The sequence below is a fragment of the Aminomonas paucivorans DSM 12260 genome (assembly GCF_000165795.1).
GTDB lineage: Bacteria > Synergistota > Synergistia > Synergistales > Synergistaceae > Aminomonas > Aminomonas paucivorans.
In genome coordinates this window covers 192,121-218,869 of record NZ_CM001022.1, presented here as the reverse complement: position 1 = coordinate 218,869, position 26,749 = coordinate 192,121, and the positions used below count along the sequence as shown (strand labels likewise).

The following is a 26,749-nucleotide window of genomic DNA, read 5'->3' as shown; positions in this document are numbered from 1 at the left end:
AGACCCCTATGGAAGCACCGGCATCCCAATACACAGCAAAGGACATCCAGGTCCTCGAAGGCCTGGAGGCGGTACGCAAACGCCCGGGCATGTACATCGGGGACCAGGGTCCCCGGGGCCTGCACCACCTGGTCTACGAAGTGGTGGACAACGCCATCGACGAGGCCATGGCGGGAGTCTGCGACACCGTGTACGTCACCATCCACCCCGAAGGCAGCGTGTCCGTGGTGGACAACGGCCGGGGCATCCCCACGGAGATCCACGCCGCCACGGGCAAGTCCGCCGCAGAGGTGGTCCTCACGGTGCTCCATGCGGGGGCCAAGTTCGACAAGAAGGCCTACCAGGTCTCCGGAGGCCTCCACGGCGTGGGGGTCTCGGTGGTCAACGCCCTCTCGGAATGGCTGGAGGTCACCATCTGGCGCAATGGCCGGGAGCACCGGCAGCGCTTCGAGCGGGGCGCTGCGGTGACGGAACTCCAGACGGGGGAGGACACGGACCGCCGGGGCACCAAGGTCCAGTTCATGCCGGACGAGGAGATCTTCTCCACCCTGGACTTCTCCTCCGAGACCCTCCTGGGACGTCTGCGGGAGCTGGCCTTCCTCAACCCGGGCATCACCATCCACTTCCAGGACCTGCGCCAGGACCCCATCCTGGAGAAGCACTACCACTTCGAGGGGGGCATTGCCTCCTTCGCGGAGTACCTGAACCGGGGCAAGGAGGTCCTCTTCAAACCTCCGGTGGTGGTGCGGGGAGAAAAGGACAACGTGGTGGTGGACGTGGCCCTCCAGTACAACGACACCTACCTGGAGCGGGTCTTCGCCTTCGCCAACCTCATCAACACCGTGGAGGGGGGCACCCACGTCTCGGGCTTCCGCACCGCCCTCACCCGGGCGGTGAACGACCAGGCCCGGAAGGAGAAGATCCTCAAGGACAAGGACCCCAACTTCACCGGGGACGACCTGAAGGAGGGCCTCACGGCGGTGGTGTCCGTGAAGCTCCTGGAGCCCCAGTTCGAGGGACAGACCAAGACCAAGCTGGGCAACGGGGACGTGAAGGGCATCGTGGACTCGGTGGTCTACGAGGGACTCAAGGCTCTCCTGGAGGAGCGAGCGGACATCCTCAAGCCCGTGGTGGACAAGGCCGTCCGGGCCCGACAGGCCCGGGAGGCCGCCAAGAAGGCCCGGGACCTGGTGCGCCGCAAGTCCGCCATGAGCGGCCTGGACCTGCCGGGCAAGCTGGCGGACTGCTCCAACCGCAACCCCGAGGAGTGCGAAGTCTACATCGTGGAGGGGGAATCCGCCGGGGGCAGCGCCAAGATGGGCCGCAACCGGAGCTTCCAGGCCATCCTCCCCCTTCGGGGGAAGATCCTCAACGTGGAGCGGGCCCGGCTGGACAAGATCCTCTCCAACGAGATGGTGCGCACCATCATCCAGGCCCTGGGCTGCGGCGTGGGGGACGACTTCGACTACGCCAAGCTGCGGTACCACAAGATCTTCCTCATGGCGGACGCGGACGTGGACGGGGCGCACATCCGCACCCTGCTGCTCACCCTCTTCTTCCGCTACATGCCCCAGATCATCGAGAACGGACACCTCTACGTGGCCCAGCCCCCCCTCTATCGGGTGCAGGAGGGCAAGACGGTGCACTACTGCTTCTCCGACAAGGAGCTGAAGACCCTCACCGACAAGGCATCCAAGCGGGTCTCCGTGCAGCGGTACAAGGGGCTGGGGGAGATGAACCCGGAACAGCTCTGGGAGACCACCATGGACCCGGCGAACCGCATCATCAAACGGGTGGAGGTGGACGACGCCGTCACCGCCGACGAACTCTTCGGCATCCTCATGGGGGACGCGGTGGAACCCCGGCGGGAGTTCATCGAGACCCACGCCAAGGAAGTGCGGAACCTGGACATCTAGGCAAACCGTTTTCTCGGGGACGAAGCTCCGGGACGGAACAACCGAGGGGAGGCCTTTTCCGCGAAAAGGACCTCCCCTCGTGTATTCTGGAGAAAATCGTCGAACCCGGGAGGAACGCGCCCATGACCGTCCGAACCATCCGCCCCGCCTGGCGAAGCTACTGGAAGCTCTGGCTCCTGTCCTGGCTGGTGATCCCCCTGTTCGTCCTCCTGTGGAGGCGCTTTTCCCTCCGCCTGGTGGTGACGGACGACGCGGTATCCCTGGAGGAGGGGATCCTGAACACGGCCTCCACGGAGGTGCTGCTGCGCAACATCCGCACCGTGGAGATCCGCCGCTCCCTGGTGGACCGCCTCCTGGGGGTGGGCACCCTCCTCGTGGGAGCCTCCGCCACGGAGGGGTACGAGATCGTCGCCCCGGGCATCCCCGACCCGGAGGGGGTCCGGGGGCTGCTGCGGTAGAACCGACGGGAGGCCAAGCCTTGCCATCATACGGCAAACTGCCGCATGATGGCCTCCAAAGGAGGGGATTTCCATGACGGCGACGAGGGCACGCCTGGAAGCTCGCATCGACCCGGATGTCCATAGCCTCATCAAGCAGGCTGCGGCCCTCCGAGGAAGCACCGTGACGGACTTCGTGGTGACCGCCGCAAGGGTGGCGGCCCAGCAGACCGTCGAGGATGCCACCCTTCTGCGCCTCTCCCGGGAGGATCAGCGCCGCTTCGCCGAAGCCCTGATGGCCCCTCCCCAGGCTGCGCCGGCACTGAGAAGGGCTCGGGATCACCGAAAGCGGCTCCTGACGGAAGGGTGACCCCTGCCTTTCGGGTGACCCTCCTCGAAAAAGGACAGGACCGAAAATCCTTTTCCTGCGGGATGGACGTTCTGGACCGTTACCTGCAACGCCAAGCGACGCAGGACCAGCGAAGCGGGGGAGCGCCTGCTACGTGGCCCTGGAGGGGGAGGATCGGATCGTAGGCTTCTACACCCTGGCGGCCACCGGGATCCTCCTGACGGACCTTCCCGAAAAGACGCGCCGAGGACTTCCCCTCTATCCCCTCGTTCCTGCAGCTCTCCTGGGTCGTCTGGCGGTGGACCACCGGTTCCAGGGTCAAGGCCTGGGGGCCGCCCTATAGGCGGATGCGTTGGACCGAGTCTGTGCCCCGAGCATCGCCGTCCATGCCCTGGTGGTTCAGGCAAAGGACGGCGAGGGAGCACGCTTTTACCGCCATCACGGTTTTCTTCCCCTGCTCCAACGGCCCGAGACGCTCTTTCTGCCCCTGGTCACCTGGGAGGCCCTTCGTCCCGATTCTGAAGGGTCCCGCAACTCCAACCGCTAGACCCCACCTCAAACCCTAAGATCTTGGTCCCACAAAGCCGCAACGCCTCGACGCGGTGCCCCTCACGGTCCCGTGTACAGGTCCAGGTACTCCGTCAGCTCCAGGGCTCGGGCCCGGAGGATCTCCATGGACCGAACGGCGGCGACCATGCCCCAGAGGGTGCCGCCCTCGTTCTGTTCGTACAGGTCTCCCGCCATGGCCCCCACCGCCGTCCGCTCCGCGTCCCGATAGGCCAGCCACCGGCGCTGGGAGGCCTGGAGCTTCTGTCGCGCCTCCGGGCCCATCTGTGCCATCAGGGCCTTGTACACCCGGTTCAGTTCCCGGTCCCACTTGGCGGCGGCCCGGTTCGACGCCTCCACGGTGCCCGCGGTGGAGCTGTCCCGGGCCAGATCCTTCTGGTAGGCCCCGTCGATGGGGTGCACCTTGGGAGCCCCCCAGGCGGTGCCCAGCAGCAGACCCAGGAGGATCAGGGCCCCGAAGGCGATGCGTGGTCTCATGGTCCCCTCTCCCTTCCTCCCGTCAGTTCGGGGGGGTGTCCACCAACCCCGCGTCGATGAGGCGGTTCAGGTGGTGCTGGATGTAGAGGAAGCTGAAGAGGAAGGTCCACAGGCCCGAACGGGCCACCTGCTCCGCCGCCAGGCTGCTGGGGTCCCGACGCCGGGCGTAGTCCCGCAGCATGGCCCGCAGGCGGAAGGCCACCACCACCATGAGGACGAAGCTGCCCAGGGAGAGCAGGGAACTCAGGAAGCTGGACTCCCCGAAACGGCAGGCCGCATCGGAAAAGGAGAAGGCGGCGTTGAGGACGCTCAGCCCCAGGACCCCCCAGACGAGGGGCTCTTCCAGCCGGATCGTGGGGGAGAGGCGGTTGAAGGCCTCCCGGCGCAGGTAGAGCCAGACCCCGGAGTAGATCCCCAGGGTGACGACGGAGAGCAGGACCATGACCAGCAGGGAGACCCGCTTGAAGACCCCCCGCTCCACCGGAGGCGCCTCCTCCCGGGGGGTGGAGACGGGTGGAGCGGGGATCTCCCCCGGAGGGGGAGGGGGGACGGTTCCCAGGGGGGAACCGCAGGAGGGACAGAAGACGGCGGAATCCTCCACCGTCCCCTGGCAGCGCGGACAGGTTCGGCTCATGGGAAATACCTCCTCGAAGGCGTTCTCGCCCGGGGCGCACCCCGGGGCAGGGTTTGCGGGGTTTAGGCGGGATCCGGTTCCTCTTGGACCTCCACGCCTCCACCGGAAACGGGCACGCAGGCGATCTCTCCCAGGTCCCAGCGGGACCTGAACCAGCGGGCGGCACATTCCGCCCCCGAGGCGTCGGGGAAGAGCACGGCGCTGGCGGTGCCGGAGTGGGCCACCGCGATCCCCAGGCCCCGGCACTCCCGGCAGGCCCCCAAAAGCAGGGGCCATTCCTCCCGGGGCATCACCGCCTGCTGGAGGATGGCGGAGAGGGTGGCGGCGGCGGCCACCTTGCGGGCGTCCCCCGCCAGGAGCCCGTCCTTGAGGATGCGGTAGGCCTTGACGTGCCGGGCCGATCGGGACCGGACGGCGTTCATCACCGCCCGGTCCTTTCGGTAGGCCTCCGTGTCCAGGGTGCGGAAGGGCAGCAGCACCGCCAGGTGCAGATCCGGGGGGTCCGGGAGGGTCTCCACCAGGGTCCCCTTGAGGTGGTCCACCAGGGCGAGGCGGGGAAACATGGTGCCGTCGGAGGGTTCGATCTCGCAGCAGAGACGGAAGAGGTCCTCCGGGATCAGGGGCTGTCCCGCCAGGACGGCGGCCCCGGCCAGGATCCCCCCCACGTCCATGGTGGAGGTCCCCAGGCCCAGGGCGGGACGCAGGGGGTTGTCCACCTCCACCCGAACCCCTCCCAGGGAGAAGCGCTCCCGGGCCAGGCGCAGGGCCCGGTAGGCCTTGGGGGGCAGCTTGGCGGCCCCGTCCGGGCCGGACCGGAGGCGCACCTGCCCCCGCCACTGCACCACCAGGCTCACCAGGGCCTCCCCCTCGGGGAGGATCCAGCCCTGGACCCATTCTCCCACGGTCCCGGGGAGGGAACAGGCGACCCGGTTCATCGGCGGAACACCCCCACCACGGCGGTGTGGTCCGAGGGGCGCTCCTGGGCCCGAAGCTCCCGCACCGCGTAGGCGTCCACGGAACGCTCCGCCAGGGGCGGGCTGGCCAGGAGGTGGTCGATGCGCCAGCCGATGTTTCGGGCCAGGGAGTCCCGAACCCGGTAGTCCCAGAAGGAGAACTCCCCGTCCCCGGGGCGATGCTTGCGGTACACGTCCTCCAGCCCCCAGGACAGGACGTCCCGGAAGGCCCGCTGCACGTCCCGGTGGAAGCACACGTGGTCCCGCTTGTTCTCCGGGTGGGTCACGTCCCGGTCCGTGGGCGCCACGTTGAGGTCCCCCGTCCAGAGCACCGGGTCCGCCTCCCGGCAGTGCCTCTCCAGGAGGGCCAGAACCCGCTCGAAGAACCGCAGTTTGTAGAGGAAATCCGGATGCTCCAGGGCCTTCCCCTGGGGGACGTAGGTGTTGAGGACCGTCAGGTCCCCGAAGCGGACCCGGGCCACCCGGGGCCCGTCATCGGGCTCCTCCCCGTCCCCGAAGCCGAAGGCAACCTCGTCGGGCTCCTCCCGGCTCGCCACTGCCACGCCGTTGTAGCTCTTCATGCCCCGGAAGGCCACGTGGTACCCCAGGTCCCGGAAGGCGGAGACCGGAAAGTCCGGGTCCTGCACCTTAGTCTCCTGAAGGCACAGCACGTCCACCGGGTCCTCCCCCAGCCAGCGCTCCAGGATGGGCAGCCGGGTTTTCACGGAGTTGACGTTGAAGCTTGCGACTTTGAAAATGGACACGGTCTCACGCCCCCTTGGATGCTGGACCCATTGTAAAGGCTGCCGCATCGCTGACAAGGCACCGGGGGGCCTCGGGGAAGCGCGGGACCACGAGGAGGAGGGGTCGCCACGACCGACCTGGACCACGCGAGAAAAAAGACCGTCTACTGCGTCTGGGTGCTCTTCCTGGTGCTGCTCTGCGGCATCGTGGGGATGAAGCTTCTGCTGGGGCTGTCCTGGGTGGACGCGATGTTCTACACCATCACCACTCTGGCCACGGTGGGCTTCGAGGCTCCCCCGAACCTGACCCCCGAGGGCAAGCTCTTCATGGTGGCCCTGATCCTGACGGGCTTCGGGGTCATGGGGTTCGCGGTGGGACAACTGACCCACTATTTTCTGGTGGACCGGGTGCTGGTGGCCCTGGGACGGAGGAGGGATCGGGTGTTGGACAAGCTCTCGGGACACTGGGTGCTGTGCGGGCTGGGGCGTGTGGGGACCCAGGTGGGGATCCATTTCACCGAGGACCGGGTCCCCTTCGTGGCGGTGGAGGTGGACGAAACGGCCTGCCAGGCCGCCCTGGATCGGGGATGGAACGTGGTCCACGGCAGCGCCACGGACGAAGAGACCCTGAGGATGACCCGCGTCGAGAAGGCCCAGGGGCTGGTGGCCACCCTGGACAACGACGCGGACAACGTGTACGTGGTGCTCTGCGCCCGGGCCCAGAAGAAGGACCTGCGCATCGTGGCCCGGGCCAACGACCCCCACGCGGCCACGGTGCTCTACCGGGCGGGGGCGGACAAGGTGATCAACCCGGTGCTCACGGGAGCCACCGCCATCGCCGCCGTGGCCACCAAGCCCAAGATGACGGAGTTCCTCCACGCCCTTGCGGACACCACCCGCAAGCTGGACCTGGAGTTCGATTCCCTGCGCCTGGCGGCGGACAGCCCCCTGGCGGGGAAGACCCTGGCGGAGGCGGACCTGCGTCGCACCCTGGACGTGCTGGTGCTGGCCATCGCCCGGGACGACCAATCCCGCTACAACCCCCCGGGAGACTATCGCCTCCAGGGAGGAGACGAGCTCTTCATCCTCTGCAAACAGGACCACATGGGAGAGCTGCGGCGCCTGATCTCCGGCCCCGCCTAGGCTCCCTCGGTCTCCCAGACCCCCTCCGCCACGAACACCGCCGCCCCGGCCAGGGAGAGGACGGCCTTGTCTCCCCGGATGCGGCACCCCACCTGTTGGATCCCTCCGGGGGTGCGCACCTCCACCGGGGAGGGGCCTCCCCGGAGCACCGCCACCACCCCGCAGGCGCAGGACCCGGTGCCGCAGGAGTCGGTGAAGTCCTCCACCCCCCGCTCGTAGGTGCGCACCCGCAGGGCCCCCTCCTCCGGGGCGGCGAAGTTCACGTTGGCCCCCTGGGGGCAACGGGGGTGGTGGCGGTACTTCTTGCCGATCCACCGCAGGGTCCCCTCCGAGACGTCCTGCCAGGAGTCCGCCCACAGCACCGCGTGGGGCACCCCCACATGGAGGAAGGACCACCGCGTTCCCGGAGGAAGGTCCCGGTCTTCCAGGGGCTCGTCGAACCAAGCCTCCTCCAGGTCGATCTCCCCCATCTCCAGGCGCACCCGCTCCCCCTCCACCCGGGCGGTCACGGGCCCCAGACCCGTGAGGAAGACCGGCTCCGTCCCCGCCAGGCCCAGGCGGTGGAGCATCCGGGCGAAACACCGCGCCCCGTTGCCGCACATCTCCCCCTCCGAGCCGTCGGCGTTGAAGAGCCTCATGCGGAAGAGGTCCCCCTCCTGTCCCTCCTGGATCAGCAGGACCCCGTCCGCCCCCAGGCCGGTCTTGCGGGCACAGGCCCGCACCGTCAGGGAGGGGAGGTCCCGTCCCCGGGAGACTTCCCCGGTGCGGTCGTCCAGGATCACGAAGTCGTTGCCGTTGCCGTGGACCTTCCAGAAATGCAGTCCCGCCACGAAACCTACCTCCCCGACACCACCACCCGGGTCGCCCCGGCGGCCTCGAACCAGGCCTTCGCCCGGTCCACCAGATCCCCCTGCAGCACCAGCCGCCCCTCCTCCACCCGAGCCCCGCACCCCAGGGCCTTGCGCAGCCGCTTCGCCAGCTCCTCCAGGTTTCCCGGGGGGGGTTCCAAAACCGCCACGGTGACGGGGTGCCCCCCTCGCCCCTTGCTCTGACGCTGGAGGGTCACCTTGCCGAACCCCGACCGAGACGCCCCCGGTGCGGGGGGGGATTCCTCCCGAACCGGGGGGGCGGACGGAGCGGGAGGAGGCGCCTCCGACCCGGGACCGCGCAGGATCTCCCCCAGGGAGAGACCGAAGGTCCCCGGATCCTCCAGGGGGACCCGTTCCTTTCGGGGTCGCTTCATCGTCCTCCCTCCTCCATCAGGCCTTCCAGCCTCTTCATGTCCAGATGAGCCTCCAGGAAGTCCGCCAGGCGATCGTACCGGGCGAGGCGCAGCTCCGCCCCCGTGGGGGCGAAGCCTTCCAGGGGGGGCAGCCCCTTGGAGGCGCGAAGGAAGTTCAGCAGCCCTCGCCGGAAGAAGGGATGGTCCGCCGCTCCGTGGAGGTAGCCCCCGAAGACCCGGCCCTCCCGGGCCCAGGCTCCGTCGGGGATCTCCCAGCCCCCCCTTTTCAGGGTCCACAGGGGAAAGCCCGCCCCCTCCGGCAGGTCACCCAACGGCGCGGTGCGCCCCGCGTGGATCTCGTAGCCCGAGACCCCTCCGCCCCGCAGCGCCCCAAACCAGCCCGCTCCCGCCTCCATCCGGCCCTCTGCGAGATCTGCCACCTTGGGCTCCCCGAAGACCGTCTCCACGGGCAGAAGGCCCAGGCCGGGCACCTCCCCGGCCTCTTCGATCCCCTCGGGATCCCGGAGGATCCGCCCCAGCATCTGGTACCCCCCGCAGATGCCCCACACGGGGATTCCCCGGTCCGCCGCGGCTTCGATGGCCTCGCCGAAGCCCCGCTCCCGCAGCCAGCGCAGATCCGCGAAGGTGGTCTTGGTGCCCGGCAGGACGACCAGGTCCGCCCCCGCCAGGTCCGAGGGACGCTCCGCGAAGACCACCCGGCACCCTTCCTCCCCCAGGGCGTCGAAGTCCGTGAAATTGGCCAGGTGGGGAAGCGCCACGACCGCCACCCTCAGGGGACCCTCCCCCAGATCCTTCCGGTTCAGGCTGTCCTCTGCGGGCAGGCGCAGGGAGGGGTCGTAGGGGAGCACCCCCAGGACGGGCCGCCGGGTGCGCTCCTCCAGAAACCGCACCCCCTCGTCGAAGAGGGTCGGATCCCCCCGGAAACGGTTCACCACCAGGGCGGCCACGAGCCCCCGGTCCTCCTGGGGCAGCACCTCCAGGGTGCCGCACAGGGAGGCCAGCACCCCTCCCCGCTCGATGTCCCCCGCCAGGATCACCGGGGCACGGGCCGCCCGGGCGGCCCGGAGGTTCACGATGTCGTGGGGGTAGAGGTTCATCTCCGCGGGGCTTCCCGCCCCCTCCATCACCACCAGGTCGTTCTCCGAAAGCAGCCCCTCCAGGGCCTCCCGGGCCACCCGGAAGGCGTGTCCGCTCAGGTCCCGGTGGTATTCCCGGGCCGGGGCCTCCTTCCAGGGGCGTCCCAGGAGGATCACCTGGCTCCGGGAGTCCCCCAGGGGCTTGAGGAGCACCGGGTTGTGCCGCACCTCCGGGGGGATGCCGCAGGCCTCCGCCTGCACCGCCTGGGCGGTGCCGATCTCCCCGCCCCCGGGGACGGAGGTGGCATTGAGGGCCATGTTCTGGGCCTTGAAGGGAGCCACCTTGAGGCCCCGCCGGGCGAAGAGGCGGCAGAGCCCCGTGACCAGGAAGCTCTTCCCCGCGTCGCTGGTGGTGCCGCAGACCATGAGGGCCCGGCCCCGCCTCCGGGGTCGGGGGGAAGGAAGGGGATGCACCCCGGGGGCGGTGGCGGAGGCGCGAAGCCACCGGGCCACCGCCTCGGGACAGGCCAGGAGGTTCACGTGCCCGTACCCCGCCAGGAGGCCCGGACGGGCGTATCCCTCCCGCCACCCCTCTCCCCCGGAGGCCCGGAGCACGTCGAAGGCCCGGGGCTCCTCCCCCTGCGCGTGGGAGTAGTGGAACTCGTGGGCGGGGAAGGAGGCCCCGGCGGGAAACAGCAGGGTGTCCTCCCGGGCGGTGCAGGTCACGTAGCCGAACCGAAAGAGGCGCCTTCGGAAGGAGATCTCCAGGTCCAGCAGCCCCGCCAAGGGGGCGGTGCGTCCCACCCGGTCCGTCAGGGTGCGGGCCAGGAACATCATCCCCCCGCACTCCCCGTAGAAGGAGGCTCCCGAGGCATGGGCGGTCCGCAAAGCCGCCAGAAGGGGCTCGTTGGCCGCCAGCTCGTCCAGGTGCTCCTCCGGGTAGCCCCCGGGGAGGTAGACCCCCCGGGTCCCCTCGGGCAGGGCCTCGTCCCGCAGGGGGCTGAAGGGGGCCAGGGTGGCCCCCAGGGCCTCCAGGCAGGCCAGGGACTCCCGGTAGAGGAAGGAGAAGGCCTCGTCCCGGGCCACCGCCAGCACCAGGGGGGAACCGTCGGGGGTCCGCACCGGCTCCGGGAAAACAGGGGGGACCGCCGCCCCCCGGGGCTCCCGGCAGAGGCGCACCAGGGCCTCCAGGTCCACGGAGTCCTCCAGGACCGAGGCAACCCGCTCCAGAACCTCCCCCGTGGCGGCGCGCTCGAAGGCCTGCACCAACCCCAGGTGCCGGGAGGGAAGGGTCTCCTCCAGGGGGGGGACCCACCCCAGCAGGGGGGGACAGGAAAACTGGGCCAGGGCCTCCCGCACCAGGTCCCCATGCCGGGGTCCCGAGACCCGGTTGGCCAGCACCCCCGCCACCTCCGGAGCCCCGGGGAGGGAGGCAAAGCCGTGCACCAGGGCGGCCACGCTGGTGGCGGAGGCGGAGGCGTCCACGGCCAACACCACCGGCAGGGCAAGCTCCCGGGCCACCCAGGCGGTGGAGTAGAGCCCCTCGGGCCCCAGACCGTCGTAAAGCCCCATGACCCCCTCCAGGGCGATCAGGTCCGCCCCCCGGGACTCCTCCTCCACGATCCAGGGGAGCAGCCGGGGGGTGAGGAAACCGTCCAGGTTGCCGCAGGGGCGTCCCGCCGCCAGGGAGAGGAAGGAGGGATCGATGTAGTCCGGCCCCACCTTGAAGGGCTGAACCGTCTGCCCCCGGCGGCGCAGCGCCAGGATCAGCGCCGAAGCCAGGGTGGTCTTCCCCGCCCCGCTGGCGGGGGCTGCCAGGACGAAGCCCCGGGCCATGGGTCTAGGCCCCCACCCACTCCTTCAGGAAGGGGGGCAGGGCGAAGGCGGCGGCGTGCACCTCCGAAGAGTAGTAGCGGGTACCCTCCGGGGCGGGGCGCAGGGGGCGGGAGGGATCCGGCCCCTTGGTGCCCACCCCGTAGGTCCAGAAGCCCGTGGGGTAGGTGGGCATGAAGCCCGTGCAGAGGCGCACCACCGGGAAGACCTGGCGCAGCGCCGCCAGGGCCTCCCGCACCACCCCCGTGTCCGAGAAGGGGGATTCGGTCTGGCAGACCACGAAGCCCCGGTCCCGGAGAGATCGGGCCACGTTGCCGTAGAAGGGGGCCTCGAAGAGCCCCGCGGCGAACTCCACCGGGTCGGTGCTGTCCACGATCACCAGGTCGAACTCGTCCCGGTGCTCCTCGATGAACTTCAGGGCGTCCATGGGGAGCACCCGGGCACGAGGGTCGTCCATGGCGCAGCTCAGGGTCGGGAAAAAGTCCCGGGAGGCCCGGATGACCTCCTCGTCGATGTCCACCAGAAAGGCCTCCTCCACCCCCGGGTGGCGCAGCACCTCCCGCAGGGACCCCCCGTCGCCCCCCCCCACGATGAGGACCCGCTTCGGGTCCGGGTGGGCGCAGAGGGCCACGTGGGCCATCATCTCGTGGTAGCAGAACTCGTCCCGCTCCGTCACCTGGATGGCCCCGTCCAGGACCATCACGTTGCCGTACTCCAGGGTGCGGATCACCAACAGGTCCTGGTAGGGGGTCCGGACGTGACGCAGCACGTCGGTGGCGCGCAGGCTCAGGTGCAGGTTTTCCGTCTGGGCTTCCGTGAGCCACAGGTCGTTGGTCCGCTTCGGGTAGGTCTCCACGGGGCATCCTCCTCCGGGTTCAAACTGGCCCCATTCTACCCCGAGGGGCGGGGACGGGCCTCCCTAGTCCGGAAAGGAGAGGAACTGCATCTGGGAGATCCGGCCCTTGCGGTACTCCAGGCGCAGCTCCTGGTACTCCGACTCGGTGGTCCACACGTCCGTCTCCCCGTCCCGGGCGTGGGGAGGCCCCAAGAACCGGAGGGCCTCCGTCCGGGAACTCCCCACCCCCAGACCTCCCCGGAGACGGTGTTTGGGGGAGGTGAGGGTGAGTTCCGTGACGAACTCCCGCCCGTCGTACCCCGCCCGGAAGACCTCCACCGTCAGGCTCGGGTAGACCAGCCGGGTGATCCGGTCGGTGAACCGAGGGTCGTGGGGGTTGCTCAGGGTCCGGACCTGGGTCCGGGCCGGAGTCCCCAGGTTCCGGCGGATCTGGGCCTCCGTCTCCCCCAGGGGGAAGGCCAGGGTCTGAAGGGCCAGGACGTTCTCCAGGGAAGGGGCGCCCCAGGCCGCCCCCCAGGCCGCCACCAGAACGACCAGCGCCAGGATGCCCACGGTTCGTCTCATGTCCGTCCCCCCTTGCGTCATGGGTGCCCTGGCACAAGAATACCTCGGAGGAACGAGAAGGGAGAGGGTGTCTTGGAAGGAACGGAAAAAGCTCTTCCTCTGGTCTTTCGGGGCGACGAAGTGCTGCTGCGGCGGGAGGGAGCCGGGACGGAACGGCTGCCCCGGGAGGAGGACCTGACGCCCCTTCGGGGGCTCCTGCACCCCCACCCCCAGGAGGACCGGGACGGGTGGCGGGAGATGGACCCCGGTGCCCCCCTTCCGGAGGGGTGGAGGGGCGCGGACCTGCGCTCCCTCTGGGCGGTGCTGGGGGAGGAGGCGTTCTTCCGGGCGGGACGGGCCTTCCACCTGCGCCACTGGAGCCGCACCGTCCGGTTCTGCGGCCGCTGCGGCACCCCCCTGGCGGACCATCCCGCGGAGCGGGCCCGGGTCTGCCCCGCCTGCGGGGAGCTGCACTACCCCCTGGTGAGTCCGGCCATCCTGGTCTCGGTGGTGCGGGAGGGTCGGCTCCTCCTGGCCCGGGGACACCACTTTCCCCCGGGGCGGTACAGCGTCCTGGCGGGGTTCGTGGAGCCCGGGGAGAGCCTGGAGGAGACGGTGCACCGGGAGGTGCGGGAGGAGGTGGGCCTGGAGGTGACGGGGGTGCGCTACGTGGCCAGCCAGCCCTGGCCCTTCCCCCACTCCCTCATGGTGGGCTTCGAGGCCACCTGGACGGGAGGGGAGATCCGCCTCCAGGAGGAGGAGATCGCCGACGCGGGCTGGTACGCCCCGGAGGATCTGCCCGAGATCCCCCCCTCCGTGAGCCTCTCCCGGAGGCTCATCGATCGGTTCCTCGCCCGGCACGGGACGGCCCCTCGGTAGTTTCCCCCTTGCGCACCCCGGCGGGGCAAGCTATGGTGTCTAAAATCCTTCGCCGTTTCGAAAGGAGGGCCCCCATGAAACGAAGCAGGCTTCCCCTCGCGGTATGGTTGCTCCTGACCCTGGCCTCCCTGGCCTGGGCGGCCCCCAAGACCCTGCCTCAGGCCACCCTGGAGCCCCTGGGAGAGGGAGTGGCCCTCTCCACGGCCTCCCTGGCGGGCAAACCCGCCCTGCTGGTCTTCTTCACCCCCACCTGACCCTACTGCCGAGACGAGCTGGTCCTGCTCGAATCCCTGCGCTCCTCCTACCCCCCCGCGAAGCTGACCGTCCTGGGGGTGACCCCCTCGGGATCTCCCAAGGTCCTCTCCCGCGCCATGCTGGCCCGGTGGAAGGTCCCCTCCATCCCGGGCTACCGGGACGCCAAGGACGCTCTCTACGAGGCCTTCGCCGTGGAGGGGGTCCCCTTCAGCGTCCTGACGGACCGGAAGGGCAAGGTGGTCCGCACCTTCCTGGGGCTCATGTCCAAGGAGGAACTGACCCGGGAGCTGGACAAGGTCCTCCGCTGACTCCCCCCGGAGGGCCGATGCGCCCTTCGGAGGGGGGCACGGACTCCCCAAGGAGGTCTCTCATGCTCCCTTCTCCCTGGATCCTGGCGGGGATCTTCCTGCTGGGGGTCCTCTCCGGGTTTCTGAACACCCTGGCCGCCGGGGGCACCCTGCTCACCCTCCCCCTGCTGACCCTGCTGGGGCTGGATCTCGCGGTGGCCAACGGCACCAATCGGGTGGCCATCCTCCTCCAGAGCGTCGCCGGAGCCTGGGCCTTCCGGCGCGAAGGGCTGCTCCCCCTGCGCCGGGCCTTCCGCCTGGCCGTCCCCGCCACCCTGGGAGCCCTCTGCGGGACCCTGGGGGTGCTGCGCCTCCCCCGGGAGGCCCTGTCCCCGGTGGCGGGGGCGATCATCCTCCTCCTGGCCCTCTCCCTGCTCTTCCGCCCCTCCCTCTGGGAGACCCCCCGCCACACCCCCGCCTCCCCCGCAGGGGTCTTCGCCGCCCTCTTCCTCGCGGGGGCCTACGGGGGCTTCCTCCAGGCGGGGGTGGGGATCGTCCTCTCCTGGGCCCTGGTGGGGGCGGGGGGGATGGATCTGGTGCGCAGCAACGGGGTCCGCACCGTCCTGGTGGGGTGCTACACCCTGGCCAGCCTGGCCCTCTTCCTCCGGGCGGACCTGGTGAACCTCCCTGTGGGACTGGTCCTGGCGGGAGGGAGCATGGTGGGGGCCGTCCTGGGAGCCCGGGCCTCGGTGAGCAAGGGGAACCCCTGGATCCGCCGGGCCCTGGGGCTCGCCGCAGGGGCCAGCGCCCTGCAGATGCTCTGGCAAGCCCCCGGGTGGTTCAACGGTTTGTAAGGGGCCTTTGTAAGGGATCCTTCCTTCGGGTATCATTGCCCTCAGACGACGCACCGCGAGGAGGAGGAAGAACATGGACGCCCTGGACAGGAAACTGCTGGAGGACCTGACTTCGGAAGGTCGGATCAGCTACGCCGAGCTGGGACGCAAGTACGGCCTCACCCGGGTGAGCATCAAGGAGCGCATCGACAAGCTGCGGGGCGAGGGGATCATCGAGAACTTCACCATCACCATCAGCCCCGAGGCCACGGGAAAACACGTCTCCGCCTTCTTCGAGATCGACGTGGAACCCTTCCACCTGGACAACATCGCCCGGACCCTGGCGCAGGAGGACACGGTGGAGAACCTCTACCTCATGACGGGCTCCAGCACCCTCCACATGCACGCCCTGCTGCGGGACATGGAGGACCTGGAGCGGTTCGTCCTGGAGCGCATCTACTCCCTCAAGGGCATCACCCGGGTCCAGACCCACATGATCCTCAAGCGTTACAAAAGCCGCAAGGGCGGCCTGCGGCTCTAACGGAAAAGGAGAGGCGGGACCCCAAGGCCTCGCCTCTCCTTACTTCCGCCCGAAGCCCGGGGGGGCTACTCCCGGACCAGCCCGTAGGGCCAGCCCACCACCCCTCCCTCCAGCACCGAGATCCGGCGGAACCCCTTGCCCTTCAGGATCCCCACGGCGTCCCAGCCCCGCACGGAGATCTTGCAGAACGCCACGATCTCCCGATCCCGGGGCAGCTCCTCCGCCCGCGACGCCAGCTGTCCCAGGGGGATGGAGACCACCCCGTCGTAGGGCAGCGTGCCCTGCTCCTTTCGTTCCGACGGGGAACGCACGTCCAGCAGCACCGCCCCCTCCTCCAGCCTTTCCCGAAGCTCCGAGGGGGAACAGGAGTCCATGCGCCCGTCCAGCTTGTTGCGCAGGGCGTTGGCCCCGTGGGTCACCACGTCCAGAGCGGAGGAGAAGGGGGGAGCATAGGCCAGGTCCACGTCCGCCAGCACGTCCACCGTGGCCCCGCAGGCGCAGGCCGTGGCCAGCACGTCCAGACGCTTGTCCCCCCGGCCGGGGCCGAACACCTGGGCCCCCAGGAGACGGCGGGTGGACCGATCCGCCAGGAGACGCAGCACCAGGGGGGCGGAGCCGGGCATGAAGTGGGGGATGTCCGCGTTGGTGACCGTGACCCCCACGGGGTCGAAGCCCGCCTCCCGGGCCGCCTCCTCCGAAAGCCCCGTGCGCCCTGCGGTGGTCTTCCCGAAACGCAGCACCGCGGTGCCCAGCACCCCGCCGAAGGGCGTGTCCAACCCCGCCAGGTTGTCCGCGATGACCCGCCCCTGCCGGTTGGCGGTGGAGCCCATGGGCTGCCTCACCGTGGCCCCCGTGAGGGCGTGGAAGGTCTGGACGCAGTCCCCCCCGGCGAAGATGTCCGGGTCGGAGGTACGTCCCTGGCGGTCCACCAGGATTCCCCCCAGGGCGCCGATCTCCAGCCCCGCGTCCCGGGCCAGCTGCACGTTGGGTCGGACCCCCACGGCCACCAGGGCCAGCTGGGCGGGGATCACCTCCCCTTCCACGCGCACCCCCGAGAGGACCCCCTTCTCCCCCTCGAAGCCCGTCACCCGGGTGCCGGAACGGAAGTCCACCCCCGCCGCCCGAAGGGCCTGGGCCATGAGAGCGCCGAAGTCCCGGTCCAGCAGGGCCGCCAGGGGGTGCCCCAGCAGCTCCACCACCGTCACCTTCACCCCCCGCTCCACCAGAGCCTCCGCCGCCTCCAGCCCCACCAGTCCGGCCCCCACCACCACCGCCTCCCGCACGGACCCCGCGTCCAGGGCCTGCTTCATGGAAAGGGCGTCGGAGGGGTTCCACAGGGGGGTCACACCGGGCAGATCCGCCCCGGGGAGGGGAGGCAGGACCGGGGAGGCCCCGGTGGCCAGGACCAGCTGATCGTAGGGGAAGGACTTCTCCTCCCCTGTGGCGGTCTCCACGGCGGTCACCACCCTGGCGGCCCGGTCGATCCGGGTGGCCAGGTGCCCCGTGAGCACCTCCACGTCCTTCACCGCCCGGAAGAAGTGGGCATCCCGCACCACCCCCACGGGGGTGGTGATCAGGTCCTTCAGCTCCGGCACCGTCCCTCCCACCAGGAAGGGCAGGCCGCAGGCGGCATAGCTCAGGGTGTCCCCCTTCTCCAGGATGCGGATCGTCCTCTCCGGGTCCAGCCGCCGAAGTCGAGCCGCCACCTTGGCCCCGCAGGCCACGCCCCCCACCACCAACACGTTCTTGCCCATCCTCCACCGCCTCCTCCATGCGTCTCTTGATACCCAAAAGGGTATAACAACAGGCTCCCCCTGTAAAGCGAAAAGTAAACCCCTTTCGGTATCATGGGGGCAGCGGTAAAGAGGGACAGGGAAGACGAGAAAACCTGGTAGAATGATGCCATCCCGTCTCCCCTCTTCCGAAGGAGGAGACAGACCGAGGGGGAATGACCGTGCGCCTCGTCTGGAAACGCCTCTGCCTGACCCTCTGCCTCTGCGTCCTGTCCACGGCGGCATGGGGAGCCTCCGTGCCCATCCAGGTCTCCAACCGCTCCGGCCAGACCCTCTCGGTGGCGGTGCACTACCTGAACCCTCAGAAGCAGTGGGTCACCGAGGGATGGTGGGTCTTCGAACCCGGGGAACTCTCCACGCTGAAGGGCATCGAGACGACCAACCGCTACCTCTACGTCTACGCCGAGGGAACGGATGACGCGGTCTGGGACGGCCGGGGGGAAAAGGACGCCGTCACCCTCTGGGTGGTGGACGGAAAGTTCAAGACCCTGGGGAACCGCAAGCCCGCCGGGACCGATCCGGTACAGGTCCTCTTCTCCATCTGCGATGGTGGACGACAAGGGACTCTTCTACGTCCAGTTCAACAAGTAGAGCGGGTAATTCCGTTGCCACAAACGGGCAAAGGAGGGGCTCTCCCCCCCCTTGCCCGTAATCGTCCATTTACAACATGAAATTACCTAAATAGCTTTAACATCAATAGAACAGGCGCAATCATCAGGGATACAAACCCAGAATTGCCATAAACACCACACCCGCCGCCACCACTGCTTTCACCCCCACTGCTATTTCGCTTTGTCATAGTGTATGTCATATCCAGAACATACCCCGAAGCATAACCATGCCTTCTAACAGCACCCGGAGTATTACTTGTAAATCGACCATCCGTTTCTATTGAGTCTCTCGACAAGTGCCATTCATTGTTTATTATTTGAATTCCACCATTTAGTTTCCTTTTATCGTATGTTTCTGTTTTTGTTACAACTTCCTTGCCGTTCATGTCGTAAATAGCATATTATGCGGAATAATTAACTATATACACGACTCCATTCGCGCTGGATTCCGTGGCCATAGCATAAACCCGTCTGACTTAACATGGAATTCCAGCAAGAGAGCCTGATCCCGAATAGTCCCAAACCCCGTCAATGAAACTCGTCGCCCCACAAACACAAGGTACATTCACAACCAAAGCCAAGGACAAGAGACAAGAAATCACCAAGTATTTTTTTCATATCGATCAGCCTCTTTCTATACAAATGGCAATTTTTGCGAAAAGCGCTGCTACCGCGATGCATCCACTGTAAAATCTTTATATAACGCCCACTTATGTGAATCACACCACATTGTTCGAGTTGAAATGCCCACTTCGGTAACAGTCACAAAACGAGGCAAACTAGGAAAATTCGCGGCTTCAATAGACACAACCTCAAGATCATTGATTTTTCCGACGAACCTAGAGGTAACTAAATTATATTTAGCTACAAGCCTCGCTGGTAAGTGAATGCTCTGCGAATTCCCCCATTTGACCACCTTTGACTGGCTCCCAATGTGCTGCGCTGTTATACTATACTCACCTGCCGTGTTGATATCGAAACCAATTGACACGTCCGCATTTCCGATCTCCAAACCAAAATACGCACCGTTACAGTCAACTACGGTCACCCCGACTTCCCACTCATTCAAATTCCTCGTCTCTTTCGGCATAGTTGAAGTATCGCTCCAACTCATATTCTTTGATTTTACAATAATCTTTGACCCCTCATTCGACACCTCTCTGGCTCCATCTTTTTCATCGTACGACTTACAATTAGTCAAACTGTAATTGACATGGAACGGTTCCGCAGAAAAGGCACTTCCAGACAGAAATAGCACGAGACACACCGCAGCCAACCACTTCGACAAACACACCACCCCCCAAAGTTTATTAATTTAATGAACTTATTATACCACCCTTTCTATCTCTATCAACAAGCTCCATGTTCCCCCTTCTAAATTCCTCACCCCCCGGGGGAGGAGACAGACCGAGGGGGAATGACCGTGCGCCACGTCTGGAAACGCCTCTGCCTGACCCTCTGCCTCTGCGTCCTGTCCACGGCGGCATGGGGAGCCTCCGTGCCCATCCAGATCTCCAACCGCTCCGGCCAGACCCTCTCGGTGGCGGTGCACTACCTGAACCCTCAGAAGCAGTGGGTCACCGAGGGATGGTGGGTCTTCGAACCCGGGGAACTCTCCACGCTGAAGGGCATCGAGACGACCAACCGCTACCTCTACGTCTACGCCGAGGGAACGGATGACGCGGTCTGGGACGGCCGGGGGGAGAAGGACGCCGTCACCCTCTGGGTGGTGGACGGAAAGTTCAGGACCCTGGGAAACCGCAAGCCCGCCGGGACCGATCCGGTGCAGGTCCTCTTCTCCATCTGCGAGGTGGACGACAAGGGACTCTTCTACGTCCAGTTCGACAAGTAGACCGGATCCGCTCCGGGGAGACGCGCGACGAGGGGGGCCCGCATGGGCCCCCCTCGTCGGCATTGCGAAGCGCCGTTCCGGCTGACCTAGAGGGGGCTGATGACCCCTCGCTGCATCAGCACCAGGGCGACGACCGCCGCCGCCACGAGCCCCCCCATGACCAGGGTCTCGAAGGGGCGGAAGGCCTTCTGTCCCGCCTCGTTCTTCGCCTTCCAGTAGAAGAAGGCCCCGGGGGCGTAGAGGATGGCGCACATGAGCAGGTACTCCAGCCCCGCGGCGTAGATGAGCCACAGGGCGTACACCGACGCCACCAGGCCCAGGAAGGTGTCCCTGCCCCGGCTTTCCTGGGGCCCGTAGGCCTCTCCGGTCACCGCCAGCTTCAGCTGGTAGAGGGCGCTGAAGAGGTAGGGCACCAGGATGGCGGCGCTGGCGATGGTGTAGAGGGCCTGGTAGGTACTCTCGGAGAAGAGGGTGATCACCAGGAAGAGCTGGATGAGCCCGTTGGTGATCCACAGGGAGTTCTTGGGGGATCCCTTTTCGTTCTCCCCGGCGAAGAGCTTGGGGAGCACCCCGTCCTTGGCGGCCACGAAGGGGATCTCCGCCGCCAGCAGGGTCCAGCCCAGGGTGGCCCCCAGGAGGGAGACGATGAGCCCCAGGTTGATCAGGGTGGCCCCCCAGGGACCCACCACCGCCTCCAGGATGTAGGCCGTGGTGGGGTTGTCCAGCTTCGTGAGCTGCTCCCGGGGCAGGACCCCCAGGGAGACCGCGGAGATGAGCACGTAGATGGCCAGGGTGCCCAGGAGGCCCACCACCGTGGCGGCCCCCACGTCCCGGCGCTCCTTCGCCCGGCCGGAGACCACCACGGCCCCCTCGATGCCGATGAAGACCCACAGGGTGACCATCATGGTGCTGCGCACCTGCTCCATCACCTGGCCCCACTGGAAGGCGCCCCCGGTTCCCCAGAAGTCCGCCCGGAAGAGGTCCGCCTTGAAGGCCAGGAGGATGAAGGCCAGGAACACCAGCAGAGGCACCAGCTTCGCCACCGTGGTGACCAGGTTGACGATGGCCGCCTCCCGCACCCCCCGGAGCACCAGGAAGTGGATGCCCCAGATGACCACGGAGGCCCCCGCCACGGCGAACTTCTGGTCTCCGAAGGCGGGGATGAAGTAGCTGATGGCCCCGAAGAGCAGGGTGACGTAGGCCACGTTGCCCAGCCACGCGCTGAGCCAGTAGCCCCAGGCGGAGTTGAAGCCCACGAAGTCCCCGAAGCCCGCCTTGGCGTAGCTGTACACCCCCCCGTCCAGCTCGGGCTTGCGCAGGGACAGGTTCTGGTACGCCAGGGCCAGGGTGATCATGCCCACCCCGGTGATGAGCCATCCCAGGAGGATGGCTCCGGGATGGGCCCCTTGGGCCATGTCGGAGGGGAGGCTGAAGACCCCGCCGCCGATCATGGACCCCACCACCAACGCCACCAACGCGAAGAAGCCGAGTTTCTTGTCTTCCGACATATCCGTTGACCTGCCTTTCCCGATCCGGGGCGTCGGAGAAACCGGCGCCCCGAAACCTCCCGGGGGCCCCCCGGGAGGGCCACGTCCTGTCTAGACCGCGTCCCGCACCAGGGGCATGCTCATGCAGCGGGGACCGCCCCGACCCCGGGAGAGTTCGGAGCTGGGCATCACGTGGGTGGTGATCCCGTTCTCCTGGAGGATCCGGTTGGTGACGTAGTTCCGGGAGTACACCACCACCTCCCCGGGGGCGATGGCCAGGGTGTTGGAACCGTCGTTCCACTGCTCCCGGGGCGCATCCACGGGGTCGCTCCCGGCGCAGCGGATCAGGGTCACCCGATCCAGCCCCAGGGTGCGCTTGAGGACGTCCTCCAGGGTGGCGTGCTCTTCCTCGATGTGCACGTCCTGCCCCCGGCGGGTGAGAGAAAAGACCTGAAGAGGTCCTTCGATTTCCGGATGGATGGTGAACTTGTCCCGGTCCACCATGGTGAACACCGTGTCCAGGTGCATGAAGGCCCGTTTCTTGGGGATGTTGAAGGCCAACACGGTCTGGAAGGTCTGGCCGTCCTGGAAGATCCGCCTCGCCAGCATCTCCACCGAGGCGGCGTCGGTCCTCTGGGAAATCCCGATGGCCAGGGCCTCGGGGCTCAGGATGAGCTCGTCCCCTCCCTCCAGGGAGGTGGTCTCGTGGCGGTCGAACCAGAGGGGGATGGTGCAGTCACGGAAGCGGGGGTGGTGCCGGAAGATGTATTGGGCGAAGAGGGTCTCGCGGTTGCGGGTCTCGGTGCGCATGTGGTTCAGGGTGATGCCGGTTCCGATGGTGGCGAAGGGGTCGCGGGTGAAGTAGAGGTTGGGAAGGGGGTCGACGGCGAAGGGGTTGTCCGTGTCGAGTCGGTCCGCCAGGGATCGGGATCGTCCCTGGGGGACCTCGGTTCGTCGCACCCCCGCCATCATGCGGTCCACCATCTCCCGGACCGGCAGGCCCAGGAAGAGTTCCCGCAGGGCCGCCTTGGTTCCCTCTCCGGGGATGTGTCCCTCCGCCAGGAAATCCTCCACGAAGCGGCCCCGGACCTCCCGGTCCTCCAGGGCCTCCGCGGCCAGGTCTTCCAGGTAGAGCACCTCCACACCCCGATCGGTGAGGATCTTGGCGAAGGCGTCGTGTTCCTGCCGGGCGATCTCCAGGTAGGGGATGTCGTCGAAGAGGAGCCGGTCCATCAGGTCCGGGGTCAGGTTCTCCACTTCCTTCCCCGGCCGGTGCAGCAGCACCGATCTCAATCGTCCGATCTCGGACGATACCATAAGAGGCGAGGGTCTCAAGGGGATTCCTCCTTCGAAAGAATAGATTGCCCCTGGATGCACGAAACGAGGGCACCCCCTAGCCTAGCAAATAAACCGTTCTTGTCAATAAGTTTATTTTTATCCCCTCGCCCCGGGCCCCCGAAACCTACGGTTCCAGGGAGAAGGACACTTTCCAATCTTCTCTCGTCAGGTCTCCCGAGGGACCCTGGGGGAAGAACCCGGGAACGGCGGCTTCCCGCAAGGTTCCCTTCACAACCCGACCTACCCGCGAAGGGCGGGAATCCCGCCCCGACCGGCCCCCCGCAGCCCCTCCGCCAAGGTCCGGAACCGGACGGTCAGGTCCCCGCTCAGGGTGCGGGCCTTCCGCAGCGTCTCCTCCAGGGCTCCTCCGTCCCCTTCCTTCCGGGCCTGCTCCACCCGGTGGGCCAGCCGGTGCAGCTCCTGATGGAGGCCGTCGATCTCCCTCCACTCCCGATCCATACCCCCGGGAGCGGGGGTGGAGTGGTACACCAGGCCGAACCGGCAGCGGTGTCCGTCCGTCTCCAGGGAGACCCGCTCTCCCCGGGCGAGGCGCTCCAGCCCCTCCATCCACTTCCCGTGGGCCTCCACCGCCCCGTCGAACACCGCCGCCAGCTCCCCGTCGGAGAGGATCCGGTAACTTCCCAGGGACTCCAGCACCCGGGTGGACTGGCCGGAGAGGGACGCCATCTCCTGCCCCAGCTCCCCGGCCACCTCCCCCATGGCTTCCATGGTCTCCACCAGGCCGGCCATGCGCTCCGAAAGGGCCGTGGCCTCCTGGGTCACGCTCTGGGCGGCCTCGGCCATCTCGTGCACCGAAGCCCCCTGCTCCTGGGCGCTGGCCGCCACGTTCTGGGAGAGATCCCCAAGCCCCGTCACCTGTTCCAGGATGGTCCCGATGGTGCGGGAGGAGACGGAGCTCCGCTCCGAGAGGCGGTCCACCTGCCCTCCCATGGCCAGAACCTCCCGGGAGGAATCCTCCACCCCCGAGACCAGGTCCCGCAGGCTCTCGCCGATGGAGGCCGCGGCCTTCCGGCTCTCCTCCGCCAGGGAACGGACCTCGTCCGCCACCACCGCGAAACCCCGTCCCGCCTCTCCCGCCCGGGCCGCCTCGATGGCGGCGTTCAGGGCCAGCAGGTTCGTCTGGTCCGCGATCTCCGTGATCATCCGGACCACCTGGTGGATCCCCCCGGCCCGCTCCGAAAGTCCCTTGGAGAGAGAGCCCAGCTCCTCCATGCGCTCGCGAAGGGACGCCAGGGATTCCTCCACCCCCGACAGGGAGGCCCGCCCCTCCTCCGCCTCCTGGGCGATGGTCCCGGCGGTGCGGTTCAGGTCCTCCGCCATCTGCGCCAGGGTCTGGCCGGTGGCGGAAAGCTCCTCGATCCCCGCGGCCTGCTCCTCCATGGCCCCGGTGATCCGTTCCACCCCCTCCTGCCCCTCCCGGAGGGTGGCGTCCATGCCTCGAAGGGACTCCACGAAGGCCCCCAGCTCCCGGTTCACGTGGGAAGAGTGGAAGGCCCCGTCCCGGAAGGCCCCGGTGGAGACGTTCAGGGCTCTCCGAAGGCTTTCCAGAAAGCCGTTGAAGGCCCCGGCGGTCCGGCCCAGCTCGTCTCCCCCTGCCCCGGGGATTCGGCGGTTCAGGTCGCCGCCCCCCTGGGAGAGACCCTCCGCGGCCTCCTCCAAGGCTCGCAGGGGGGACAGCAGGGTCCTCCCGTAGTAGACCCAGGCCCCGGGGAGGAGCAAAAGCCCCAGGAAAGCCAGCCCCATCTGGAAGGATCTCGGAAGACCCCCTCCCGGGTGGATGAGGGAGAGGGCCAGGGAAAGGGCCGGAAGGGCCGCCGCCAGGACAAGGGGAGCCAGGAGCTTCGCGCGCAGGGACATGACATCGTTCCTCCTCGTGGTCTTCGTCTTCGGACCTGAGCCTAGCCCGAGGGGCCGGGAGCGGACAAGTACGAAAGATTTTTCTGTAAAAAAGCTTTTGATCGTTCCCCGGGGGCAAGGAAGCTGTGATGCCCCCGTAAGGGACCTCCGCTACCCTGACACCGCAGGATGAGGAAAGGAGGAGGCCCATGCAGCCCTTGGGGGTGCTCTACGCTCAGGCGGGAAACGGACACCGCAGCGCGGCCCTGGCGATTCGGGAGGCCCTTTCGGCTCCCGCGGCTCTGGTGGATCTTCTGGGGTTCGCCCCTTCCTGGTTTCGGGCCCTCGTCTCCCGAGGCTACGAGACCCTGGGGGAACGGGCCCACCGGCCCTGCGAGGCGGTGTACCGCGTCACGGATCGGCTGAGGGAGGAAAGCGCCCTGGTACGGGTCCTGGACCGGGTCTCCACCGGCGTCCTGGAACCCTTCCGCCGCTTCGTGGAGGACAACCCCTTCCGGGAGATCCTCTGCACCCACTTCCTTCCCCTGCCCCTGCTGGCCCGCCTTCGGGCGGAGGGACTCTACCGGGGGCGCCTCTCCGTCTGCGTCACCGACTTCGGCCTCCATCGCTTCTGGGTGCACCCGGAGGTGGACCGCTACTTCTGCGCCAGCACCTCCGTGGCCCAGCAGCTTGCGGACCACCGGGTGCCGCCGGAGCGGATCCGCGTCACCGGCATCCCCGTGCGCCGGGCCTTTCGGGAACTCCACCGGAACCTGCGCCGCCCCGGCCCCGCCTCGCCCCTACGGGTCCTCTTCTGCGCCAGCTCCATCCCGGAACGACAGGTCCTTCGGATGCTGGAAACCCTGGGGGGCCTGGGAATCCCCCTGCGGGTCTGCCTGGTGGCGGGACGAAGCCGGAGCCTCCTGGAAAAGCTCCGGGACTACCGCCCCTCCCCCCTCCTGGACCTGACCCGCATCGGCTACGCCTCGGACCTCCCCCAGCGGATGAGGGAGGCGGACCTCCTGGTGACCAAGCCGGGAGGACTGGTGGCCAGCGAGGCCCTCTGCGCGGGGCTGCCCCTGGTGCTCACCTCCCCCATCCCCCTTCAGGAGACCCTCAACGCCCGCTACCTGGAGAGCGTCGGGGCGGGACACCTGGAGACGGAGGCGAAGGGGGTGGCCCGAAGGATCGCCTGGTACCGGGAGGACCCGAGCCGGGTGATCCGGGCCTCCGGGCGTGCCCTGGCCGCGGCCCGGCCCGAGGCGGCCCGCAACATCGCCCAGGCCCTGGAGGAGGACTTCCGGCTTCCCGGCCTTCCCCGTATCGCCCAGAAGCTCCCGGAGGCGGTGGGGGCATGAGAAGCTACCGGACCCTCTTCCTCTCGGACCTCCACCTGGGAACCCGTTGGTGCCACACGGAGGCCCTCCTGGGCTTCCTGGGAGAGGTGACCTGCCAGCAGCTCTACCTGGTGGGGGACATCGTGGACGGGTGGAAGCTCCGCCGAAACCCCTGCTGGCCCCAGTCCCACAACGACGTGATCCGCAAGCTCCTGAAGCTGTCCCGTCGGGTGCGGACCACCTACATCACGGGAAACCACGACGCCTTCCTGGACGCCTTCGACGGCACGTCCTTCGGGAACATCCTCCTGACGAAGCAGGCCACCCACCGAGGCGCGGACGGCCGGCGCTACCTGGTGGTGCACGGGGACGAGTTCGACGGGGTGGTGCAGGCCCAGGCCTGGCTGGCCCGGTGCGGCGACGTGGCCTACGACCTGGCCTTGTGGCTCAACAAGGGGCTTTGGGCGGTGCGGCGCCGCATGGGGATGCCCTACTGGTCCCTCTCCCAGTACATGAAGGGGCGCGTGAAGGACGCGGTGAGCTTCATGGGGGACTACCAGAACGCCCTGGCCCGGGAGGCCCGACGCGCCGGGGCCGACGGGGTGATCTGCGGCCACATCCACTCCGCCGCCCTGATGGAGACGGAAAACCTGGTGTACGCCAACTGCGGCGACTGGGTGGAGAGCTGCACCGCCCTGGCGGAGCACCCCGACGGAAGGCTGGAGGTGCTCTCCTGGCCCTTCCCCCCGGAGGATCTCCCCCGGGTCACTGCCGGGGGGGAACTGGTGCTTCCCGAAACGCCCCTCTCCCAGGTCGCCCCTTCCGGGGTCTGGTCGGAATACGCCTAGAACCTCCTTCGCCTTCCTGCCCGAGGACTTCTCCTCTCCTTCCTCCCAACGAGCGGGGGGC

At 67.9% G+C, this 26,749-nt stretch carries 29 protein-coding genes; 14 read left to right on the top strand and 15 right to left on the bottom strand.

Features of this window, described 5'->3' with window-relative positions; all coding sequences use genetic code 11:
- Window positions 1-8 precede the first annotated feature (8 nt).
- The 4 genes from gyrB to APAU_RS13440 all read left to right on the top strand — a co-directional run bounded on the left by gyrB (window position 9) and on the right by APAU_RS13440 (window position 3,045).
- Complete coding sequence (gene gyrB / locus APAU_RS00970; protein WP_006299777.1) at window positions 9-1,916, top strand: DNA topoisomerase (ATP-hydrolyzing) subunit B; 1,908 nt, start codon at window positions 9-11, stop codon at window positions 1,914-1,916.
- Window positions 1,917-2,038: 122 nt separating this feature from the next.
- Entirely contained in the window at window positions 2,039-2,374 is a 336-nt protein-coding gene (locus APAU_RS00965) for a PH domain-containing protein (protein ID WP_006299776.1), read from the top strand.
- A 73-nt stretch (window positions 2,375-2,447) separates the two neighbouring features.
- Window positions 2,448-2,723, top strand: a complete 276-nt coding sequence (locus tag APAU_RS00960; protein WP_006299775.1) for a type II toxin-antitoxin system TacA family antitoxin — start codon at window positions 2,448-2,450, stop codon at window positions 2,721-2,723.
- Between the two features lie 133 nt (window positions 2,724-2,856).
- Window positions 2,857-3,045: a hypothetical protein gene (locus APAU_RS13440; protein ID WP_198004019.1), complete on the top strand. Its 189-nt coding sequence runs from the start codon at window positions 2,857-2,859 to the stop codon at window positions 3,043-3,045.
- Between the two features lie 266 nt (window positions 3,046-3,311).
- Here APAU_RS13440 and APAU_RS00950 read toward each other — a convergent pair whose 3' ends face one another.
- The 4 genes from APAU_RS00950 to xth form a co-directional block, all read right to left on the bottom strand.
- Window positions 3,312-3,746, bottom strand: coding sequence for a lysozyme inhibitor LprI family protein (locus APAU_RS00950; protein ID WP_006299774.1), 435 nt, complete (start codon window positions 3,744-3,746; stop codon window positions 3,312-3,314).
- 22 nt (window positions 3,747-3,768) lie between these two features.
- Window positions 3,769-4,380 carry a zinc ribbon domain-containing protein gene (locus APAU_RS00945; RefSeq protein WP_006299773.1) on the bottom strand — a complete coding sequence of 204 codons (612 nt, stop codon included), beginning with the start codon at window positions 4,378-4,380 and terminating at the stop codon, window positions 3,769-3,771.
- Between the two features lie 62 nt (window positions 4,381-4,442).
- Complete coding sequence (locus tag APAU_RS14465; RefSeq protein WP_006299772.1) at window positions 4,443-5,315, bottom strand: GHMP family kinase ATP-binding protein; 873 nt, start codon at window positions 5,313-5,315, stop codon at window positions 4,443-4,445.
- A complete protein-coding gene (gene xth, locus APAU_RS00935) occupies window positions 5,312-6,097 on the bottom strand; it encodes an exodeoxyribonuclease III (protein ID WP_006299771.1) in 786 nt (261 codons plus the stop codon). The genes APAU_RS14465 and xth overlap by 4 nt, the downstream gene beginning before the upstream one ends.
- Window positions 6,098-6,253: 156 nt before the next feature.
- Here xth and APAU_RS00930 point away from each other — a divergent pair, with 156 nt between their 5' ends.
- A complete protein-coding gene (locus APAU_RS00930) occupies window positions 6,254-7,219 on the top strand; it encodes a potassium channel family protein (protein WP_006299770.1) in 966 nt (321 codons plus the stop codon).
- Here APAU_RS00930 and dapF read toward each other — a convergent pair.
- The 5 genes from dapF to APAU_RS00905 all read right to left on the bottom strand — a co-directional run bounded on the left by dapF (window position 7,216) and on the right by APAU_RS00905 (window position 12,791).
- On the bottom strand, window positions 7,216-8,049 hold the full coding sequence (gene dapF / locus APAU_RS00925; RefSeq protein WP_006299769.1) for a diaminopimelate epimerase: 834 nt from the start codon (window positions 8,047-8,049) through the stop codon (window positions 7,216-7,218). The two genes, APAU_RS00930 and dapF, sit on opposite strands and share 4 nt — an antisense overlap.
- A gap of 5 nt (window positions 8,050-8,054) precedes the next feature.
- Window positions 8,055-8,462 carry a translation initiation factor gene (locus APAU_RS00920; RefSeq protein WP_006299768.1) on the bottom strand — a complete coding sequence of 136 codons (408 nt, stop codon included), beginning with the start codon at window positions 8,460-8,462 and terminating at the stop codon, window positions 8,055-8,057.
- Window positions 8,459-11,374 (bottom strand): cobyric acid synthase, encoded by a 2,916-nt coding sequence (locus tag APAU_RS12350; RefSeq protein WP_006299767.1) that lies wholly within the window; start codon window positions 11,372-11,374, stop codon window positions 8,459-8,461. Before APAU_RS12350 ends, APAU_RS00920 begins: the two co-directional genes overlap by 4 nt.
- Window positions 11,375-11,378: 4 nt before the next feature.
- Complete coding sequence (gene speE, locus APAU_RS00910; RefSeq protein WP_006299766.1) at window positions 11,379-12,227, bottom strand: polyamine aminopropyltransferase; 849 nt, start codon at window positions 12,225-12,227, stop codon at window positions 11,379-11,381.
- A gap of 63 nt (window positions 12,228-12,290) precedes the next feature.
- On the bottom strand, window positions 12,291-12,791 hold the full coding sequence (locus APAU_RS00905; RefSeq protein ID WP_006299765.1) for a hypothetical protein: 501 nt from the start codon (window positions 12,789-12,791) through the stop codon (window positions 12,291-12,293).
- 72 nt (window positions 12,792-12,863) lie between these two features.
- On the opposite strand from APAU_RS00905, the gene nudC reads away from it, so the two are divergent.
- The 5 genes from nudC (at window position 12,864) to APAU_RS00880 (ending at window position 15,565) form a co-directional block, all read left to right on the top strand.
- Window positions 12,864-13,649, top strand: coding sequence for an NAD(+) diphosphatase (gene nudC, locus APAU_RS00900; RefSeq protein ID WP_006299764.1), 786 nt, complete (start codon window positions 12,864-12,866; stop codon window positions 13,647-13,649).
- A 74-nt stretch (window positions 13,650-13,723) separates the two neighbouring features.
- The gene (locus tag APAU_RS00895; RefSeq protein WP_006299763.1) at window positions 13,724-13,903 is read left to right on the top strand and encodes a hypothetical protein; all 180 of its coding nucleotides are present in this window, start codon (window positions 13,724-13,726) and stop codon (window positions 13,901-13,903) included.
- A 78-nt stretch (window positions 13,904-13,981) separates the two neighbouring features.
- Window positions 13,982-14,212, top strand: a complete 231-nt coding sequence (locus APAU_RS00890; RefSeq protein WP_040344790.1) for a TlpA family protein disulfide reductase — start codon at window positions 13,982-13,984, stop codon at window positions 14,210-14,212.
- A gap of 62 nt (window positions 14,213-14,274) precedes the next feature.
- Entirely contained in the window at window positions 14,275-15,045 is a 771-nt protein-coding gene (locus APAU_RS00885; RefSeq protein WP_006299761.1) for a sulfite exporter TauE/SafE family protein, read from the top strand.
- A 73-nt stretch (window positions 15,046-15,118) separates the two neighbouring features.
- The gene (locus APAU_RS00880) at window positions 15,119-15,565 is read left to right on the top strand and encodes an Lrp/AsnC family transcriptional regulator (protein WP_006299760.1); all 447 of its coding nucleotides are present in this window, start codon (window positions 15,119-15,121) and stop codon (window positions 15,563-15,565) included.
- 65 nt (window positions 15,566-15,630) lie between these two features.
- Here the strand turns inward: APAU_RS00880 and APAU_RS00875 are convergent, their stop codons facing one another.
- Window positions 15,631-17,319, bottom strand: coding sequence for an FAD-dependent oxidoreductase (locus APAU_RS00875; RefSeq protein ID WP_006299759.1), 1,689 nt, complete (start codon window positions 17,317-17,319; stop codon window positions 15,631-15,633).
- A 200-nt stretch (window positions 17,320-17,519) separates the two neighbouring features.
- Between APAU_RS00875 and APAU_RS00870 the strand changes: the two genes are divergently transcribed.
- Entirely contained in the window at window positions 17,520-18,029 is a 510-nt protein-coding gene (locus APAU_RS00870; protein WP_006299758.1) for a DUF1036 domain-containing protein, read from the top strand.
- A 2-nt stretch (window positions 18,030-18,031) separates the two neighbouring features.
- Here the strand turns inward: APAU_RS00870 and APAU_RS13170 are convergent, their stop codons facing one another.
- Window positions 18,032-18,355, bottom strand: a complete 324-nt coding sequence (locus tag APAU_RS13170) for a hypothetical protein (protein ID WP_156789388.1) — start codon at window positions 18,353-18,355, stop codon at window positions 18,032-18,034.
- A 281-nt stretch (window positions 18,356-18,636) separates the two neighbouring features.
- On the bottom strand, window positions 18,637-19,083 hold the full coding sequence (locus tag APAU_RS13165) for an AbrB/MazE/SpoVT family DNA-binding domain-containing protein (protein WP_156789387.1): 447 nt from the start codon (window positions 19,081-19,083) through the stop codon (window positions 18,637-18,639).
- A gap of 309 nt (window positions 19,084-19,392) precedes the next feature.
- On the opposite strand from APAU_RS13165, the gene APAU_RS00865 reads away from it, so the two are divergent.
- Window positions 19,393-19,821: a DUF1036 domain-containing protein gene (locus APAU_RS00865; protein WP_006299757.1), complete on the top strand. Its 429-nt coding sequence runs from the start codon at window positions 19,393-19,395 to the stop codon at window positions 19,819-19,821.
- An 86-nt stretch (window positions 19,822-19,907) separates the two neighbouring features.
- Here the strand turns inward: APAU_RS00865 and arcD are convergent, their stop codons facing one another.
- The 3 genes from arcD to APAU_RS14460 all read right to left on the bottom strand — a co-directional run bounded on the left by arcD (window position 19,908) and on the right by APAU_RS14460 (window position 24,524).
- Window positions 19,908-21,329: an arginine-ornithine antiporter gene (gene arcD / locus APAU_RS00860; protein ID WP_006299756.1), complete on the bottom strand. Its 1,422-nt coding sequence runs from the start codon at window positions 21,327-21,329 to the stop codon at window positions 19,908-19,910.
- Window positions 21,330-21,419: 90 nt separating this feature from the next.
- Entirely contained in the window at window positions 21,420-22,625 is a 1,206-nt protein-coding gene (arcA, locus tag APAU_RS00855; RefSeq protein ID WP_269490204.1) for an arginine deiminase, read from the bottom strand.
- A 261-nt stretch (window positions 22,626-22,886) separates the two neighbouring features.
- Window positions 22,887-24,524 (bottom strand): methyl-accepting chemotaxis protein, encoded by a 1,638-nt coding sequence (locus APAU_RS14460; RefSeq protein WP_006299754.1) that lies wholly within the window; start codon window positions 24,522-24,524, stop codon window positions 22,887-22,889.
- A 188-nt stretch (window positions 24,525-24,712) separates the two neighbouring features.
- Between APAU_RS14460 and APAU_RS00845 the strand changes: the two genes are divergently transcribed.
- On the top strand, window positions 24,713-25,861 hold the full coding sequence (locus tag APAU_RS00845; RefSeq protein ID WP_006299753.1) for an MGDG synthase family glycosyltransferase: 1,149 nt from the start codon (window positions 24,713-24,715) through the stop codon (window positions 25,859-25,861).
- Entirely contained in the window at window positions 25,858-26,688 is an 831-nt protein-coding gene (locus APAU_RS00840; protein WP_006299752.1) for a UDP-2,3-diacylglucosamine diphosphatase, read from the top strand. The genes APAU_RS00845 and APAU_RS00840 overlap by 4 nt, the downstream gene beginning before the upstream one ends.
- Window positions 26,689-26,749 lie beyond the last annotated feature (61 nt).

Coding starts and splice junctions, on each gene's coding strand:
- APAU_RS00905 (WP_006299765.1), bottom strand. CDS start 12,791: ATGAGACGAACCGTGGGCATCCTGGCGCTGGTCGTTCTGGTGGCGGCC.
- APAU_RS00965 (WP_006299776.1), top strand. CDS start 2,039: ATGACCGTCCGAACCATCCGCCCCGCCTGGCGAAGCTACTGGAAGCTC.
- arcD (WP_006299756.1), bottom strand. CDS start 21,329: ATGTCGGAAGACAAGAAACTCGGCTTCTTCGCGTTGGTGGCGTTGGTG.
- arcA (WP_269490204.1), bottom strand. CDS start 22,625: ATGGTATCGTCCGAGATCGGACGATTGAGATCGGTGCTGCTGCACCGG.
- APAU_RS00880 (WP_006299760.1), top strand. CDS start 15,119: ATGGACGCCCTGGACAGGAAACTGCTGGAGGACCTGACTTCGGAAGGT.
- APAU_RS00895 (WP_006299763.1), top strand. CDS start 13,724: ATGAAACGAAGCAGGCTTCCCCTCGCGGTATGGTTGCTCCTGACCCTG.
- APAU_RS00875 (WP_006299759.1), bottom strand. CDS start 17,319: ATGGGCAAGAACGTGTTGGTGGTGGGGGGCGTGGCCTGCGGGGCCAAG.
- APAU_RS00950 (WP_006299774.1), bottom strand. CDS start 3,746: ATGAGACCACGCATCGCCTTCGGGGCCCTGATCCTCCTGGGTCTGCTG.
- APAU_RS00920 (WP_006299768.1), bottom strand. CDS start 8,462: ATGAAGCGACCCCGAAAGGAACGGGTCCCCCTGGAGGATCCGGGGACC.
- APAU_RS00960 (WP_006299775.1), top strand. CDS start 2,448: ATGACGGCGACGAGGGCACGCCTGGAAGCTCGCATCGACCCGGATGTC.
- APAU_RS00840 (WP_006299752.1), top strand. CDS start 25,858: ATGAGAAGCTACCGGACCCTCTTCCTCTCGGACCTCCACCTGGGAACC.
- APAU_RS00845 (WP_006299753.1), top strand. CDS start 24,713: ATGCAGCCCTTGGGGGTGCTCTACGCTCAGGCGGGAAACGGACACCGC.
- APAU_RS13165 (WP_156789387.1), bottom strand. CDS start 19,083: ATGAGTTGGAGCGATACTTCAACTATGCCGAAAGAGACGAGGAATTTG.
- APAU_RS14460 (WP_006299754.1), bottom strand. CDS start 24,524: ATGTCCCTGCGCGCGAAGCTCCTGGCTCCCCTTGTCCTGGCGGCGGCC.
- gyrB (WP_006299777.1), top strand. CDS start 9: ATGGAAGCACCGGCATCCCAATACACAGCAAAGGACATCCAGGTCCTC.
- APAU_RS00885 (WP_006299761.1), top strand. CDS start 14,275: ATGCTCCCTTCTCCCTGGATCCTGGCGGGGATCTTCCTGCTGGGGGTC.
- APAU_RS13170 (WP_156789388.1), bottom strand. CDS start 18,355: ATGAACGGCAAGGAAGTTGTAACAAAAACAGAAACATACGATAAAAGG.
- APAU_RS00945 (WP_006299773.1), bottom strand. CDS start 4,380: ATGAGCCGAACCTGTCCGCGCTGCCAGGGGACGGTGGAGGATTCCGCC.
- APAU_RS14465 (WP_006299772.1), bottom strand. CDS start 5,315: ATGAACCGGGTCGCCTGTTCCCTCCCCGGGACCGTGGGAGAATGGGTC.
- APAU_RS12350 (WP_006299767.1), bottom strand. CDS start 11,374: ATGGCCCGGGGCTTCGTCCTGGCAGCCCCCGCCAGCGGGGCGGGGAAG.